General features: G+C 60.3%; 16 protein-coding genes. 5 read left to right on the forward strand and 11 right to left on the reverse strand.

Features of this window, described 5'->3' with window-relative positions; translation table 11 throughout:
- Positions 1–102 precede the first annotated feature (102 nt).
- The 7 genes from ACZ9IM_RS15870 to ACZ9IM_RS15900 form a co-directional block, all read right to left on the reverse strand.
- Complete coding sequence (locus tag ACZ9IM_RS15870; RefSeq protein ID WP_427626148.1) at positions 103–594, reverse strand: GNAT family N-acetyltransferase; 492 nt, start codon at positions 592–594, stop codon at positions 103–105.
- A 116-nt stretch (positions 595–710) separates the two neighbouring features.
- On the reverse strand, positions 711–1,292 hold the full coding sequence (locus tag ACZ9IM_RS15875; RefSeq protein ID WP_427626149.1) for a DinB family protein: 582 nt from the start codon (positions 1,290–1,292) through the stop codon (positions 711–713).
- 18 nt (positions 1,293–1,310) lie between these two features.
- Positions 1,311–2,429 carry a cell division protein ZapE gene (gene zapE, locus ACZ9IM_RS15880; RefSeq protein ID WP_427626150.1) on the reverse strand — a complete coding sequence of 373 codons (1,119 nt, stop codon included), beginning with the start codon at positions 2,427–2,429 and terminating at the stop codon, positions 1,311–1,313.
- A gap of 207 nt (positions 2,430–2,636) precedes the next feature.
- A complete protein-coding gene (locus ACZ9IM_RS15885; protein ID WP_007897370.1) occupies positions 2,637–2,978 on the reverse strand; it encodes a nuclear transport factor 2 family protein in 342 nt (113 codons plus the stop codon).
- A 52-nt stretch (positions 2,979–3,030) separates the two neighbouring features.
- On the reverse strand, positions 3,031–3,747 hold the full coding sequence (locus tag ACZ9IM_RS15890; RefSeq protein ID WP_427626151.1) for a helix-turn-helix transcriptional regulator: 717 nt from the start codon (positions 3,745–3,747) through the stop codon (positions 3,031–3,033).
- A 208-nt stretch (positions 3,748–3,955) separates the two neighbouring features.
- Positions 3,956–4,915: an agmatinase gene (gene speB, locus ACZ9IM_RS15895; RefSeq protein ID WP_427626152.1), complete on the reverse strand. Its 960-nt coding sequence runs from the start codon at positions 4,913–4,915 to the stop codon at positions 3,956–3,958.
- Between the two features lie 21 nt (positions 4,916–4,936).
- A complete protein-coding gene (locus ACZ9IM_RS15900; RefSeq protein WP_476224426.1) occupies positions 4,937–6,028 on the reverse strand; it encodes a polyamine ABC transporter substrate-binding protein in 1,092 nt (363 codons plus the stop codon).
- A gap of 101 nt (positions 6,029–6,129) precedes the next feature.
- On the opposite strand from ACZ9IM_RS15900, the gene ACZ9IM_RS15905 reads away from it, so the two are divergent.
- From ACZ9IM_RS15905 to ACZ9IM_RS15915, 3 genes are all read left to right on the forward strand, one after another.
- A complete protein-coding gene (locus tag ACZ9IM_RS15905; protein WP_476224427.1) occupies positions 6,130–7,032 on the forward strand; it encodes a LysR family transcriptional regulator in 903 nt (300 codons plus the stop codon).
- A 280-nt stretch (positions 7,033–7,312) separates the two neighbouring features.
- Positions 7,313–8,788 carry a nucleobase:cation symporter-2 family protein gene (locus tag ACZ9IM_RS15910; RefSeq protein WP_476224428.1) on the forward strand — a complete coding sequence of 492 codons (1,476 nt, stop codon included), beginning with the start codon at positions 7,313–7,315 and terminating at the stop codon, positions 8,786–8,788.
- 55 nt (positions 8,789–8,843) lie between these two features.
- Entirely contained in the window at positions 8,844–9,317 is a 474-nt protein-coding gene (locus ACZ9IM_RS15915; protein WP_476224429.1) for an LEA/WHy family protein, read from the forward strand.
- Positions 9,318–9,320: 3 nt separating this feature from the next.
- Here ACZ9IM_RS15915 and ACZ9IM_RS15920 read toward each other — a convergent pair whose 3' ends face one another.
- Both ACZ9IM_RS15920 and ACZ9IM_RS15925 read right to left on the reverse strand, forming a co-directional pair.
- On the reverse strand, positions 9,321–10,898 hold the full coding sequence (locus ACZ9IM_RS15920; RefSeq protein ID WP_476224430.1) for an alkaline phosphatase D family protein: 1,578 nt from the start codon (positions 10,896–10,898) through the stop codon (positions 9,321–9,323).
- A 68-nt stretch (positions 10,899–10,966) separates the two neighbouring features.
- Positions 10,967–11,890 carry a carbon-nitrogen hydrolase family protein gene (locus tag ACZ9IM_RS15925; RefSeq protein ID WP_427626157.1) on the reverse strand — a complete coding sequence of 308 codons (924 nt, stop codon included), beginning with the start codon at positions 11,888–11,890 and terminating at the stop codon, positions 10,967–10,969.
- 85 nt (positions 11,891–11,975) lie between these two features.
- Between ACZ9IM_RS15925 and ACZ9IM_RS15930 the strand changes: the two genes are divergently transcribed.
- Positions 11,976–12,890, forward strand: a complete 915-nt coding sequence (locus ACZ9IM_RS15930) for a LysR family transcriptional regulator (protein WP_476224431.1) — start codon at positions 11,976–11,978, stop codon at positions 12,888–12,890.
- 19 nt (positions 12,891–12,909) lie between these two features.
- On the opposite strand, the gene ACZ9IM_RS15935 is transcribed toward ACZ9IM_RS15930, so the two are convergent.
- Positions 12,910–13,161, reverse strand: coding sequence for a hypothetical protein (locus tag ACZ9IM_RS15935; RefSeq protein WP_007897387.1), 252 nt, complete (start codon positions 13,159–13,161; stop codon positions 12,910–12,912).
- Positions 13,162–13,326: 165 nt separating this feature from the next.
- Here ACZ9IM_RS15935 and ACZ9IM_RS15940 point away from each other — a divergent pair, with 165 nt between their 5' ends.
- On the forward strand, positions 13,327–13,644 hold the full coding sequence (locus tag ACZ9IM_RS15940; RefSeq protein ID WP_305449598.1) for an ElaB/YgaM/YqjD family protein: 318 nt from the start codon (positions 13,327–13,329) through the stop codon (positions 13,642–13,644).
- Positions 13,645–13,846: 202 nt separating this feature from the next.
- Here ACZ9IM_RS15940 and ACZ9IM_RS15945 read toward each other — a convergent pair whose 3' ends face one another.
- Positions 13,847–14,887: an Ldh family oxidoreductase gene (locus ACZ9IM_RS15945; protein WP_427626159.1), complete on the reverse strand. Its 1,041-nt coding sequence runs from the start codon at positions 14,885–14,887 to the stop codon at positions 13,847–13,849.
- Positions 14,888–15,077: the final 190 nt, after the last annotated feature.

A 15,077-nucleotide genomic window follows, 5' to 3' on the forward strand; every position in this document is an offset into this window, starting at 1 on the left:
GTACAGGGTTTACGACTGCTTCGCAGCCGAACGGGGGCAAGCCCCCTCGCCACATAAGCCTCCTCGCCACAGAAGCCCCGTTGCCACGCAGTGGACTGCGAATTAAAGCGCCTTGATCCAGAACAGCATCCGCCCGTGCGCCGGGTCGAACATGCCTGGTGAAAAACCGAATTTGCCGTAGGCCCCCTGAGCCACTGCATTACCTTCCAGCACTTCCAGTGTGATTTTGCAGCAGCCGCGCTGGCGTGCGATGTCCTCGACTTTGTGCAGCATCTTCTGACTCAGCCCCAACCCGCGAAACTTCGACACCACTGCCACGTCATGCACGTTGACCAGCGGCCGACAGGCGAAGGTCGAAAAACCTTCAAAGCAGTTGACCAGCCCTGCCGGCTCGCCGCCGACAAACGCCAGTACGCTGAAGGCATGGGGACGTTTGGCCAGTTCCCCCGGCAGTTGTCGCAATCTATCGGCGGGTAACGGGTGACCGCCGCCCATTGGGTCTTCGGCGTAATGGTTCAACACCAGGCCAATCGCCTCGGCATGCACCGGGTTGGTGTAGCTGGCCTGAAGCACAAGAATTTCTGCGGATTCCATTTCCATCCTCAATCACACAAGTTGCCCCAGCTCGCTTCTTGCGCGCTGAAAGGTCTGACGACCTTATCGCGAGTGCCGGGGTGCCGACAACCGGATCCTGTTGTGATCGTTCTCTCTCAAACGCCCCAGATCATTACCTCGGTCCATCCCAACTCGGCAAAATCCTCAGCCCTCAGTTTTGCCTCACCGGCACAGAAAAACTCGTCCAGTTGCGGCGGCGTGACCGAGGTGCCACTGAGCATCGCGTGAACCTGCCCGCGATGATGAATCTGATGCTCGAACAAATGGGACAGCATGCGCAAACGGCTGTCATGTTGTGGGGTGTCGCGCGCGATGGTCACGAGCCGTCCGAGGTCTGCGTCGCGCAGTTGCTCGCAGTAGGCAATCAGTCGACGGTCCACCAGGGCTTGCTCGCGCTTGAGATCGGCGCCGTGGGCGAACGGCTCGTCTTCGTTGAAAAACACGTAGCAATCGGGATGTGGTTCGTCACCGCGCAACTCCCGCTCCAGTGCGTCCACATAGAACCAGTCACAGGTCAGAATGTGATTGAGGGTCGCGCTGAGGCTGGGAAAAAAACTGACTCGCGGCGCTGCCAGTTCGGCCGGGCTTAGCTGAAGCCAGGCCTTGGCCAGTCGGTGATTGGCCCAGGCGTTCTGATAGGCCATGGTCAGCAAATGGTGGGACAAGGGCTGATTCATGTTCGCTCCTCCCGGATATCAAGCCTCGGCGAAACGTTTGAGCTGCATCTCCTGCAAGCGGCTGAGGGTGCGGCGAAACGGAAACTCCAGATAGCCCTCGGTGTATAGCGCTTCCATCGGCACCTGCGCCTCGAGGTACAGCGGCACCTTGCGGTCGTAGCATTCGTCCACCAGGGCGATGAACCGGCGCACGCCGTCGTCGTGCACCGACAACTGCGGCAACTCGCGATCCCCCGCCGCCACCCGTTCGACGCCGTCTTCAGTGCCGCGGGCGATGCGCCCTTCGCGTTTTTGCGCGCTGAGGTTGGGCACGTCGCTCAACAGAATAGCCCTGAAAGTGTCGCACAGGGCCATGAAGTCCATCGCGGCAAATGGCTGCTCGCAGAGCTCGGCGTAACGGCACCAGAGCACGGTTTGACTGGCCTGCATGACATTGACCGAACGGTAGCCGATCTTGACCGGATCGCTGGACAGCGACTGGCCGACGGTCAAGGCTTTGAACACCTCGTTCAAGGCGCCGGGCTGACCCGGTACGTTCACCCAGTAACGTTGCAGACTGGCGCCAGGATGCAAGCGATGATCTTCCCCGCCATCCACCGCTATCACCTGCATGTGTTGTTTGATTGCAGCAATAGCCGGCACGAACCGATCACGATTGAAGCCATCTGCATACAGCTGATCCGGCGGTTGATTGGAGGTGCAGACCACCACCACGCCCTGCTCGAACATCACCTGAAACAAACGTCCGAGAATGATCGCGTCACCGATGTCGTTGACGAACAGTTCATCGAAACACAGCACGCGCACTTCCTGGCTCAGCTCGCGGGCCAGCGCTTTCAATGGGTCGGCGGTGCCGGTCAATTGAAAGGAGCGCTGATGCACCCAGCCCATGAAATGATGAAAGTGCTGACGTCGGGCCGGGACGCGCAGGTTTTGGTAGAACTGATCCATCAACCAGGTCTTGCCCCGCCCCACCGGCCCCCAGAGGTACACGCCGGTGACGGGCGTGCGGTCTTCATGCAAGGCTTCATGGCATTTTTGCAGCGCCCACACAGCGTGTTCCTGGGCTTCGTCCTGGACGAAGCCCTTCTGTTCGATGGCGTGTTGCCAGGCGCTTAAGGGAGAGTCGACATTCATGCGCGGCAGTATAGGTAAAACGCAATCCATGTGGGAGCGGGCTTTTTGTGGCGAGGGGGCTTGCCCCCGTTGGGGTGCGAAGCGCCCCCAGCATTTCAAAGTTAACCGTATGTAAAGGATTTACGACTGCTTCGCAGCCGAACGGGGGCAAGCCCCCTCGCCACAAAGGCTCGCTCCCACAGGTTAAGCAGCGCGACATAGCCCGGGTTACAGCGAGATGTCCAGCCGGGCAATCTTGCCCTGCTCATTGAGGCGGAACATGTAGCGCAGTTCCAGCGGACTGCCAGGGAATGTGCCGGAGATCAGGTTGTGCACCAGCACTTTGCCGGTGCGCAGTTGAACGTCGAGCACCTCGACCCGGGGCTGATAACGTTGTGCGGTGTCTTGCATCCATTGGGCGATGGCTTGTGTGCCGACCTGATGCTGCCCCTCATCGAACACATTGGCATCCTCAGCGAAAAAACTGGCAACCCTCGACGTGTCGCGAGCATTGGCAGCAGCAATGTAGGCGGCAATGGCGGGGGCCAGTGAAGAGGCTGGATTGGACATGTTTACGGCTCCTTGTGAGTTGATTCTGGAGCCATGCTAAAACAAGCCTGTGTCAATTCTTGTCAGGAGTGAAACGCCCTGCTTCGTCCAGTTGCATCTGCTTGCGCCAGGTGCGCAACAGGTCGCTGCGCCGCCCCGGATAGCGCTCACCCTGCTCGCTGGCGGCTGAGATCCGGTCGGTGCGAAAGGTGCGATAGGCACTGCGCAACTCACACCAGGCGACGATGATCCGCACCTCGTTGAGAAAACCCAGGGCCAGTGGCCAGATCAGCCGCTGACTCGGCACCTGATTGGCGTCCGCGTAGTCGATGTGCAGCTTGGCCTGATCGCGGATGGCTTGGCGAAACACGTTCAAAGGCACGGTATTTTGCGGATAGCCATAACCCGGCGGCCCCGGCAGCACCGTCGGGTTGCGCAAGGCCTCCTGGGCGGCGGGGTCGAGTACCGCAGCGATTTTTGCCAGGGCATCGGCCGCGGCTTTGCCCAACACCTCATCGCCACGCTGATCCACGTAGCGCAAGCCGAGCACGATGGCTTCGGTCTCATCGGCATTGAGCATCAAGGGCGGCAGAAACAGGCCGCTGCGCAACACATAGCCGATCCCCGCCTCGCCAAAAATCGGCGCACCGAGCGCGGTCAGTTCCGCGATATCGCGGTACAGCGTGCGTTCGGAAATCTCCAGTTCGCTGGCCAATGTCGCGGCAGTCACCGGACGACTTTTGCCCCGCAGCACTTGTAACAAAGTCAGTAAACGGCTGGTTCGCGACACGGTCGGCAGGCTCTTTCCTGAAAAGTCGTCGGAGCTTAGCAGAGGCTGCTGCCAGAAACTGGCAGGAGCGATAAGACTATCGCTCGATGGCTTGGCACAGATCAAATGTGGGAGCGGGCTTGCTCGCGAAGACGGCTTAACATTCAACACTTCTGGTGGCTGACACTCCGCTTTCGCGAGCAAGCCCGCTCCCACATTGGCTTGTGTGTTACCGATCGACCTTGTGTTTGGCCGCATACAAACACAGCATCTCCATGGCTAATGTCGCCGCTGCCAGTGAGGTAATGTCCGCGCTGTCGTAGGCCGGCGCCACTTCCACCACGTCCATCCCCACCAGGTTGATCCCGCGCAAACCGCCGAGAATCTCCAGCGCCTGCACCGTGCTCAAGCCGCCACACACCGGCGTTCCGGTGCCCGGCGCGAAGGCCGGGTCGAGGCAGTCGATGTCGAAGGTCAGGTACACCGGGTGATCACCGACCCGGGCACGAATCGCCTCGACGATTGCCTCGCACCCTTGCCGATGCACCTGCCGCGCATCGAGCACCTGAAAGCCCTGATGATCGTCATTGGTGGTACGCAACCCGATCTGCACCGAGCGCGACGGATCCACCAACCCTTCTTTGGCCGCATGCCAGAACATCGTGCCGTGATCGACGCGCTTGCCCTCCTCATCCGGCCAGGTGTCGCTGTGGGCGTCGAAGTGAATCAATGACAACGGGCCATGCTGACGGGCATGGGCCTTGAGCAGCGGATAACTGATGAAGTGATCGCCGCCAAACGTCAGCATCGCGCAACCGCCGCTCAGGATGTGCTCGGCGTGGGCTTCGATGCTTTCCGGCACCGACTGCGGCGTGCCGTAATCGAAGGCGCAATCACCGTAGTCAATCACCGCCAAGTGATCGAACGGGTCAAACGTCCACGGCCAATGGCGCTCCCAGGCGATCCCGGTGGACGCCGCCCGAATGCCGCGCGGTCCGAAACGCGCGCCGGGGCGGTTGCTGGTGGCGGTGTCGAACGGCACGCCGCTGACCACCACGTCGACGCCACGCAAGTCGCGGCTGTAGCGGCGGCGCATGAAACTGGTGATACCGGCGTAGGTGCTTTCGGCGGCAGTCCCGTAAAGACTGTCACGGGTCATGGCCTGATCGTTATGTGCAGGGACGTCCATGGTGTATTCCTTGTTATTGGCTTATTGGCGGCTACGGAAAGTGGTCCACAAGCGGGTGCGCTGACGCATGTCCTTCAGGCTCATGCTGCGGTCGGCGTACAGCCGCTCACGTACTTCGCTCTGCGGGTAGATGTCGGGATCGCTGCGCACCGCCTCATCCACCAATGGCGTCGCCGCCCGATTGGCCGTGGCGAAGAACAGCGTATTGGTCAGCGCGGCGACAGATTCGGGGCGCAACATGAACTCGATGAAGGCCCGGGCGGCTTCGGGGTGCGGCGCGTCCTTGGGGATCGCCAGGTTGTCCTGCCACACCAGCGTGCCTTCGCGCGGAATGCGGTAAGCCACTTCGAACGGCTTGTTGGCCTTGCGCGCCTGGTCGGCAGCCATGCTCGCGTCACCGTTGTAGGTCAATGCCAGGCAGACGCTACCATTGGCCAGATCGTTGATCTGCCGCCCGGTGGCGACGTACAGCACCGACGGCTGTAACTGACGCAACAGGGCGTCGGCGGCTGTCAGATCAGCCTTGTCGGTGCTGTAGGGATCTTTACCCAGATAGTGCAGCGCCAGACCGATCACCTCTTGGGGCGAATCGAGAATCGCAATGCCGCAGTCTTTGAGCTTGCTGGCGTATTCGGGCTTGAACAACAGGTCCAGGCTGTTGAGCGGTGCGCTGGGCAAGCGCTGCTGCACTGCTTCGACATTCATCCCCAACCCGAGCGTGCCCCAGGTGTAAGGCACGCCATACCGATTACCAGGGTCGACCGCCGCCAGTTTTTCCAGCATGTCCGGGTCGAGGTTGGCGTAACCCTTGAGGCCATCGTGAGGGATTTCCTTCAGCGCACCCGCCGCCAGCCCACGGGCTAGCACACTGGACGACGGCACCACCACGTCATAACCGCTGCCGCCGGTGAGCAGTTTGGTTTCCAGCACTTCCGGCGCATCGAACGTGTCGTAGCGCACGTGGATGCCGGTTTCCTTTTCGAACCGTTGCAAGGTTTCGGGCGCCACGTAATCGGCCCAACTGTAGAGATTGAGGGCTTTTTCCTCTGCCTGGGCCGGCACGGCCATGGCGAGGAACAGTGCGGGTAAACACAGCTTGAAGAGCGGAGCCATGACGAACACCTGACCGGAGGAAGTGGTTGCAGGATGCGTCGTCGGTTACATTGAAAAAATACCAAGTTAATTATCCTGACTTTATTGCGGAGTAATGTTTGATGCTCGGTCAACTTCATGACCTCGACCTGCACCTGCTGCGCCTGTTTGTCAGCGTGGTGGAATGCGGTGGTTTCAGCGCGGCTCAGGGTGAGCTGGGGCTGAGCCAGTCAAGCATCAGTCAGCAGATGGCCAGGCTCGAAACCCGGCTTGGTTATCGGCTGTGCAGTCGCGGCAAGGGCGGGTTCAAAATCACCCCCAAGGGCGAACAGTTGCTTCTTTCCATCCGCACACTGTTCGAGTCGATCGAAGCGTTCCGTCATCAATCCAACGGCGTGGCAGGACGCTTGATCGGCGAAGTGCGCCTGGGTTTGTCCGAAGCACTTGATCAATCGGTGCTGCAACGGGTTGCCGAGGCGATCCGGCGTTTTCGCGAACGGGACGAGTCGGTGCGTATCGAGTTGATCAGCGCCATGCCCGGCGAAATGGAGCGGCTGTTGCTGCAACAACGGCTGGACCTGGCGATCGGCTATTTCTCACAGGTGCAGAGCGCTTTTGACTACCGCGAACTGTTCACGGAAACCCAGCACCTGTATTGCGCCCCGGGGCATCCGTTGTTCACCGATGAGGCGCCTGACGATCAGGCGCTTCAGGCCTGCGACCGGGTCGATCACCCCTACCGCTTCCTGCGCAGCGACGAGCCGTTTCAGGGGAAGATGTGTTCGGCGCGTTCCGAGCAGGTCGAAGGCACCCTCGCCTTCATTCTTTCCGGAAAGCACGTTGGCTACCTGCCCGATCACTTCGCCCGCAGTTGGGAAGACAAAGGGTTGCTGCACGCCGTGCGCCAGGGCGACATGAGTTTTGAGGTGGCGTTCCATCTGGCCCGCCATCGCGCGCAGGTGCCGGGGGATGCGCAAAAAGCCTTTGAAGAGGATTTGCTTGGGGCGTTTGCGGCGCCCGTTTAATCCCCGGCGCACTCTGTGGCGAGGGAGCTTGCTCCCGCTGGGCTGCGAAGCGGCCCCAAAATCGGCTATCGCGGTATTCCAGTTAAACCGCGTGTGCCGGGTTTGCGACTGCTGCGCAGCCGAGCGGGAGCAAGCTCCCTCGCCACAGGTTTTGTGTATGCCCTCTCTGTACCGTTTAGCGTTGCTCCTCCGTACCGTTTAGCGTTGCCCTCACTGCCCGCGGCTGGCATCCTGCGCCTCCATTTTCTGACCCGGCCCGCCTTTCGGCACGCAAATCACCATGACCGCCTCTGAAATAACCGCCTCCCCACGCAACAACGACCTCATTTACGGCCTCGACGATCGCCCCCACCTGACCGCCACGGTCTTCGCCGCCCTGCAACACGTACTGGCGAGTTTCGTCGGCATTATCACGCCGACGCTGATCATGGGCAGTGCCCTTGGCTTGCAAAGTGAAGTGCCTTATCTGATCAGCATGGCGCTGTTCGTTTCGGGGCTGGGCACGTTTGTGCAGGCGCGGCGGTTCGGCCCGGTCGGCTCCGGTTTGCTGTGCTTGCAAGGCACCAGTTTCTCGTTTATCAGCGTGATTCTCAGCGCCGGGTTCATGGTCAAGGCGCGCGGCGGTGGCACCGATGAAATCCTCTCGACGATTTTCGGCGTGTGCTTTTTCGCCGCGTTCATCGAAGTGGTACTGAGCCAGTTCATCGGCAAGCTGCGGATGCTGATCACCCCGGTGGTGACCGGCACCATCATTACCCTCATGGGCCTGTCGCTGATCAAGGTCGCCATGACCGACATTGCCGGCGGTTTCGGTGCGACGGATCTCGGCGCGGCCAGCCATCTGGCGCTGGCGGCACTGGTGCTGGGGACCATCGTGGTGTTGAACCGGGTGGATGTGCCGTTCCTGCGCCTGGGCGCGATCGTCATCGGCCTGGCCCTCGGTTATGCCGTCGCGTGGTTCATGGGCCATGTCGATTTCACCAGCCTGCCCGCCGTGCCGCTGATGAGTGTGCCCGTACCGTTCAAATATGGTTTCTCATTCGACTGGGTGGCGTTTGTGCCGGTGGCGGTGATTTTCCTGGTATCGCCCCTGGAGGCTGCCGGTGACCTGACCGCCAATTCAATGATTTCCCGGCAACCGGTCAAAGGCCCCATTTATATCCGCCGGATCAAATCCGGGTTGCTGGCCGACGGTCTCAATTCGGCGATGGCTGCGGTGTTCAACAGCATGCCGATGGTGACCTTCGCCCAGAACAACGGGGTGATTCAGCTCACCGGCGTGGCCAGCCGTTATGTGGCGTTTTTCATCGCTGGCCTGTTGGTAGTGCTGGGGTTGTTCCCGATGATCGGCGCGGTGCTGCAATTGATGCCGAAACCGGTGCTCGGCGGCGCCGAACTGGTGATGTTCGGCACCGTGGCAGTGGCCGGGATCAAGATTCTCGCCGAGGCCGGCCTGCATCGGCGCAACATGCTGATCGTGGCGATTTCCCTCGGCATGGGCCTGGGCGTCGCGGCAGTGCCTGAAGTATTGCGCGAGTTGCCGAAGGCGCTGCACAACATCTTCGAATCACCGATCACCGTCGGTGCGTTGTGCGCTATCGTGCTGAATATCTTCCTGCCCGAAGAATTCATCGAGCTGGAAGAAGACGAGTTCGACCCGGAGGCCTCGGTGCTTCAGGTGATGCAGAACCCGGATGTTGCGGCCAAGGGTGAACCCGTCTCACCTGCGGCTGTCGCACAGTTAGACCGTGCGTAATGCTCAAGAGCCGAGCCACGAGCGGCTCGGCCTTTTTCTTTACGAGAACCTGTCCATGCGCAGATTGTTTGCCCTGTCCCTGTCCCTCCTGTTGCTCTCCCTGAGCGCTTGCGCCCTGTTCCCCCAACACGACCCGCTGAACATCAACGTGGTCGGTATCGAGCCACTGCCAAGCCAGGAACTGGAAGTGCGTTTCGCGGTAAAACTGCGCGTGCAAAACCCCAATGAAACGGCGATCACCTACAACGGCGTAGCCCTGGATCTGGAGGTGAACGGCCAATCACTCGCCTCCGGTGTCAGCGACCAGTCGGGCTCGATTCCGCGGTTTTCCGAAGCGGTGATCGTGGTGCCGGTGAGCGTTTCGGCCTTCTCGGTGCTGCGTCAGACCCTCGGGCTGGGTCAGACGCAGACACTGAACAATCTGCCGTACGTGCTTCGGGGCAAACTGGCTGGTGGCGTGTTCGGCACGATGCGTTTCCTTGATCGCGGCAAACTCCGCCTGCCGGAGCCGACTACCGACACGTGGTAATGCTCACGGCTCGGCTCGCGGCTTAACTGGATCGATCACCTGGGTCACACAATGTTTGAGGCCTTCTATGTGCCAGTTGGCCCACAGCCGACTTTTGCCGGTGCTGTCTTCGTCCGGCTCTATCGCCAGCCAGTTTCGAGCGGCGATCAGGTAACGTCCCCGTGCACCGATGGGCAACATGGTTCCGGTGATGGCGTAGTCGATCTGTTCCTGGTGCTTGCCAATGGACTCCAGAAACTGCACAGCCAACACCGGCGGTGCAGGATGCACGACCCCGGTCGAAATCAATTGGTAGATCAATCCCGAACCATCATTGCGATGCCGGGACAACGTCGATTCGATCACGCAGGCCCCTGCCACATGAACATCACCGGACACCAGCGTGACCTTGCATGACTCGGCGTGGGCGAAATCCAGCAATCGCATGATCAACCGCTTGCGTTCGTCCCGGTGAGGCAGGCTTCGCCAATGGTCGCGCAAATCGTCCTCGAGTTCCTGTTGCCCCGAAATCAGGTCCAGTGCCTTTTCCGCCGCCTGCAAATCAAGGTAACCCACGGGAATACTCGACATCAGCAGCAAGTGCTTATGCCCCTTGACCTTGCCCAGCCAGGCGTAAATCGCATCCCAACTGACGGGCGAAATGATCCGGGTTTGCCGAGCCGGCGCAGTCGTCAAATCCGGTGCACGTTCACTGCGCAAGTCGGGAACCAGCAATGCCAATTCACCCAAGCCGGTAAACCCCAGGTGAAAGCCGTCAGCGGTATCGGGAATCGCACAAGGGTGGGTATCAGCGGACGGTTTGAGGTGCGGATGAGTCTGGATCAGTTGCTGCTGGAAAATCCTGAAATAGCGTTTGGCCGTGGCAAACAGCCCCTGGAACACCGGGCTTGAATGCAATATCTCATCGTAGGAACCCCAGCCATCGATGATGTCATGGTCATCCCACATCATCACCGTCGGCACGGCGCTGAGCAGCTTCGCGACCTCAGGCTGTTTCCAGCGCTCCAGGTAGAGTCTGGCGAAGAACTTGTCCAGGTCGGCTTCGATCACCTTGCTGTAGACCGCCTTTCGGCGCTCGGCGAAGGGTTTGGCAAACCATGTTTTCATCGACGACAGATTGCTGCGCATGTCATCGCTGTAAACCTGATCGCCCCCCATCAACAACAGGTGATAGGGCTTGCTTTGATGAGCCCCCCACATGTGCTCCCAGCGCTCATGGTTCCTGTCCACCTTCTCCATGTCCTTGGGGTCCGAAAAGCCGTTGCACGACACATAGGCCATGCGCGGCGACTGCCCCTCGGCCGGAACGACGAAGTTGGCCTGCGCACCCTCTATCTTGATCGTGTAAGTGCTGGCAACAGCCTGGTCTTGCAGCGCTTTTAAATCGATGCGCCAGACCCGGTACTGAGGACTTAGCAACGGGATATCGGCGATGGCCAACGGTTTGCCGGCAGTGACACCGCCGGGTACTTTTACGCTGGGTGATGACCCGCCCAAGGGTAAAACCACTAGAGCAGACACGTTATAGACATTACTGTTGATGCCACGAAATTGCAGAATCGGGCCGAGTAACAAACTCATGGACAGTCCATCCGTTGACAGGGGTGTGAACGCCTGGAGACTAGACGACAATCACACCCCCCGACGGATTATGCGTTGAACCGCACGCCCGGTTTGGCCCGCTCATCCACCGTCAATTCAAATATGTCCGGGCGCGCGTAGTGCCCGACCACGTCGTAATCGTAACGGGCGCGGATCAGGTCGTCGGTGTCGATTTCGGCAGTCAGCAAACCCGCCTCGTCACGCAGCGGCCCGGCGAGAATGTCGCCCATGGGTCCGACAATCACGCTGCCGCCGGCAATCAACGGGCGCTGCGCCGGCCAGTTGGCGATGTCCACGCCCAAGGCTTGCGGTGAGGCCTGGACCTGACAGGCGCTGACGACAAAGCAGCGTCCTTCATGGGCGATGTGGCGCATGCTCACCTGCCACATTTCCCGCTCGTCCACGGTCGGCGCACACCAGACCTCCACGCCTTTGGCGTACATCGCGGTGCGCAGCAGCGGCATCATGTTTTCCCAGCACACCACGGCGCCGATTCGCCCGACCTGACTGTCGATCACCGGCAAGGTCGAGCCATCGCCCTTGCCCCAGATCAGCCGTTCGGTGCCGGTGGGCATCAGCTTGCGATGCTTGGCGACCAGTCCGGCCTGCGGGTCGAAATACAACGCGGTGCAATATAACGTGCTGCCCGCGCGCTCGATCACGCCGATCACCAGATTGGCGCCAGTGCGTGAAGCCAACCCGGCCAAGGCTTCAGTCTCGGCACCGGGCACGTCTATGGCGTTGTCGAAATACCGCGCAAACGCTTCACGACCTTCCGGCAGTCGATAGCCGAGTTGCGTGCCGAAGCCCTCGCCCTTGGGGTACCCGCCGAGCAATGCCTCCGGCATGACCACCAGCGCGGCACTGGATTCGATAATGGCGGTTTCCCAAGAGAGGATTTGATCGAGGGTTTCAGCCTTGCCGCCGGGCAAGGCGCCGATTTGCAGCGCAGCAACGATGGACTTGGGCATCGCGATGACTCCGTCAGTAATGAGGTGTTGCTCATTCTCCGGCGCCACAGGATCATGAATAAAGCCCGACTCAATGCTGAATGATATGAACCAAATGAATATCGCCACCGTCGATCTCAATCTGCTCAAAGTCTTCGAAGCCCTGCATGAGGAATCCAGCGCCAGCCGTGCCGCACTACGTCTGGGCGTGACGCAATCGGCGGTCAGCGCGGCGTTGCGTCGATTGCGCGAGGTGTATGGCGATCAATTGTTCGTGCGTACCGGCCGAGGTCTTGCGCCGACGCTCAAGGCCAACCAGTTGAAACCGGTGGTCAGCGATGCGCTGAACAAATGCCGCCAGAGTTTGGCGATGGTCGATCCGGCGGCGAATCATTATGACGGACGTTCGGTAACGGTGGGTTTGTCAGATGATTTCGAAATCGCCTACGGGCGACGATTGATTGAAGAGATCGCGGACCGCGCGCCGAAACTGCGGCTGATCTTTCGCCAGACCCACAGCCAGATCGTCGCCCAGGCCTTGATGGAACGCAGCATCGATCTGGCGATCACGGCAGGCGGGTTTGCCGAGCGTTTGCTCAGTCGTCAGGTGCTGGGTGAAGGCGATTATCTGTGCCTGGTGGACCCCCTCAGTCTGGCCGAGGGACAAGAGACTCTCAGCCTTGAGGCGTTCGTCGCCCGCGAACACATTCTGGTGTCATCGGGCGGTTTTATCGGGATTACCGATGAAGGCCTGGCGGCGTTGGGGCTGAGTCGACGGGTATGCGCGTCAACCACGCACTTTGCCGCGTTGCCGCATCTGCTCAAGGGCAGTCAGGCAGTGGCGACTATTCCAGCCCATGCGGCTCGAAGTATCGCCGCGCTCAGCGGATTGGCGCTGCTGCCCTGCCCTTTGGCGCTGCCACGCTATCCGATCGAGCTGGGCTGGCGTACCAGCACGCAGCTCGATCCGGTGGTGCTGAAAGTGCGCGAGGCGATTATCGCGACCTTTTCCCAAACGTAGGGGAATGGTGTCTGGACGTTTATTTAGCCGCCATCAGGCGATTGACTTCACTGCGCACCATGTTGGCGAATTCCGGGGGCGACATGCCGTCGAGTTCGGCGCGGACCCACTCGGCCCATTTGCCTTTGCGCTTGGCACGCTCACCGAACAACCGTGCGGCTTCGCCCTTGGATTTACCCAGGTTGTTTTGCCAGAGTTCGAACAGACGGGATTTTTCATCTTCAAGCGCCGCGCGCTCGGCGAGGGGTTTGTCGGCCAGATTGAAGCTCATGGGAGTTACCTGCTGCATAAAATAGGCGACATCTTACACTGTAGGAGGAAATGTCCTGCCCTGGATTTTTCTTCAGGGTGGAGTCGCCACGCAAAATGACTGCAACTTTTGCCATGGCGCCATACTCCATTGTTCACTGCCCGTTTATCTGCAAGGAGTACTCTAATGGCCCGCAAAATCATCGATCAAGTCGCCGAGGATCAAATCAAGGATCAGGTCTTCAGCGAACTTCAGGCCCTGATCGAAGAGTCGGAAAAACTGCTGAAAAGCAGTGCTTCACTGGTCGGTGAAGAAGCGGACACCCTTCGAGGGCAAATCGCCCAGAAACTCCAGCAGGCCCGGGGTTCAGTTTCCAGTATGCGTGACCGGACCAGGCCCGCGGTCGAGGCCAGTGAAATCTACATCGGCGGTCATCCCTGGCAAACCGTGGCTATTTCCGCCGGATTCGGTTTGGTGGTGGGGCTGTTGTTGGGACGGCGTTAAGCCATTGAGCATCAGTACAGAACCTGTGTGCGGGCTTATGTGGCGAGGGGGCTTGCCCCCGTTCGGCTGCGAAGCAGTCGTGAAGCCTACTCACGCGCTCTACACGATTCAGCGCGGAAACGGTTTTGGGGTCGCTTCGCGACCCGACGGGGGCAAGCCCCCTCGCCACAACAGCCCGCTCCCACAGGGATTGCACACAAGTTCAGAGCCCGGCCAGTTCCCGCAGATTGGCCAGCGTCTGAGCATCAAGCACAATGCCTTCGACCTTGGCTTTGGCGCGCTGCCCGTGACGTCGATCACCCGGTAACCGCTTGAGCCCCACACCGTGCATCTGCCGGACCAGTTCCTGGCTGCGCTCGGCAAAATTCTGCCCCGCCGCTTTGCTCGGGTCGATCACGATCAGCAGTTGACCCGTCCAGGGTGTTTTCGCCCCCGGATGGTTCGACCAGTCGAACTCGAAAGAAAAATTGCCCCCCGTCAACGCCGCCGCCAACAGCTCTACCATCATCGACAGCGCCGAACCTTTATGGCCGCCAAATGGCAGCAAGGCGCCACCTTCAAGAACTGCTTTCGGGTCTTGAGTCGGCTGACCGAGGCTGTCCACCCCCATTCCCGCAGGCAAACGTTCACCTTTACGGGCAGCGATCTGTACATCGCCATGGGCGATGGCGCTGGTCGCCAGGTCGAAGACAATCGGAGCACCGTTAGCCCGGGGCGCGGCGAAGGCAATCGGGTTGGTCCCGAACAGTGGACGATCGGCACCGTGCGGCACCACGCAGGTCATGCTGTTGACCACGCTCAGTGCCACCAGCCCTTCATCGGCAAACGGCTCGACGTCTGGCCACAAGGCGGCGAAATGGTGGGAATTACGGATGGCCAGTACCGCAATGCCGGCGCTGCGGGCTTTTTCGACCAGCAATGGCCGCGCCGCCGCGAGGGCCGGTTGGGCAAAGCCATTACCGGCGTCAACCCGAACGAAGCCCGAGGCCACGTCCTCGACCACCGGCACGGCCTGACCATTGACCCAGCCGCTTTGCAGCGTCGACACATAACCAGGGATACGGAACACACCGTGACTGTGAGCCCCGTCGCGCTCGGCGCCGGCGCAGTTGAGGGCCAGGGTTTTGGCGACATCGGCCGAGGTGCCGTGGCGCAGGAAGATCTGCTCGAGCAACGCCGTCAGCGCTTCGAAGGACAGGTTTTGCGAGATAGCAGTAGACACAGGATCGTGTGGCGCAGACATCTGAAGCTCCAGAGTAATTATTGGAGGGGGCAACAGCGTACGAAAACCAACCGATTAACAACGGGCGACGAGCAGCCTGTCAACCTTTCGCTTGAACCGGAGCACCTGACCAGAGCCGATCGAACCGAAAAGCTGCTTTGGCGCACGTTGGCACGAACACCGGGCAGCCGTGCGGTAACTATCTACCACC

This window comes from Pseudomonas sp. TE12508, from assembly GCF_056279485.1.

Bases quoted from the DNA above. Each gene is read 5' to 3' on its own strand.
- ACZ9IM_RS15915 (WP_476224429.1), top strand. From the start codon at position 8,844: ATGCGCAGATTGTTTGCCCTGTCCCTGTCCCTCCTGTTGCTCTCCCTG.
- ACZ9IM_RS15885 (WP_007897370.1), bottom strand. From the start codon at position 2,978: ATGTCCAATCCAGCCTCTTCACTGGCCCCCGCCATTGCCGCCTACATT.
- ACZ9IM_RS15925 (WP_427626157.1), bottom strand. From the start codon at position 11,890: ATGCCCAAGTCCATCGTTGCTGCGCTGCAAATCGGCGCCTTGCCCGGC.
- ACZ9IM_RS15900 (WP_476224426.1), bottom strand. From the start codon at position 6,028: ATGGCTCCGCTCTTCAAGCTGTGTTTACCCGCACTGTTCCTCGCCATG.
- speB (WP_427626152.1), bottom strand. From the start codon at position 4,915: ATGGACGTCCCTGCACATAACGATCAGGCCATGACCCGTGACAGTCTT.
- ACZ9IM_RS15875 (WP_427626149.1), bottom strand. From the start codon at position 1,292: ATGAATCAGCCCTTGTCCCACCATTTGCTGACCATGGCCTATCAGAAC.
- ACZ9IM_RS15940 (WP_305449598.1), top strand. From the start codon at position 13,327: ATGGCCCGCAAAATCATCGATCAAGTCGCCGAGGATCAAATCAAGGAT.
- ACZ9IM_RS15905 (WP_476224427.1), top strand. From the start codon at position 6,130: ATGCTCGGTCAACTTCATGACCTCGACCTGCACCTGCTGCGCCTGTTT.
- ACZ9IM_RS15935 (WP_007897387.1), bottom strand. From the start codon at position 13,161: ATGAGCTTCAATCTGGCCGACAAACCCCTCGCCGAGCGCGCGGCGCTT.
- ACZ9IM_RS15910 (WP_476224428.1), top strand. From the start codon at position 7,313: ATGACCGCCTCTGAAATAACCGCCTCCCCACGCAACAACGACCTCATT.
- zapE (WP_427626150.1), bottom strand. From the start codon at position 2,429: ATGAATGTCGACTCTCCCTTAAGCGCCTGGCAACACGCCATCGAACAG.
- ACZ9IM_RS15920 (WP_476224430.1), bottom strand. From the start codon at position 10,898: ATGAGTTTGTTACTCGGCCCGATTCTGCAATTTCGTGGCATCAACAGT.
- ACZ9IM_RS15930 (WP_476224431.1), top strand. From the start codon at position 11,976: ATGAACCAAATGAATATCGCCACCGTCGATCTCAATCTGCTCAAAGTC.
- ACZ9IM_RS15945 (WP_427626159.1), bottom strand. From the start codon at position 14,887: ATGTCTGCGCCACACGATCCTGTGTCTACTGCTATCTCGCAAAACCTG.
- ACZ9IM_RS15870 (WP_427626148.1), bottom strand. From the start codon at position 594: ATGGAATCCGCAGAAATTCTTGTGCTTCAGGCCAGCTACACCAACCCG.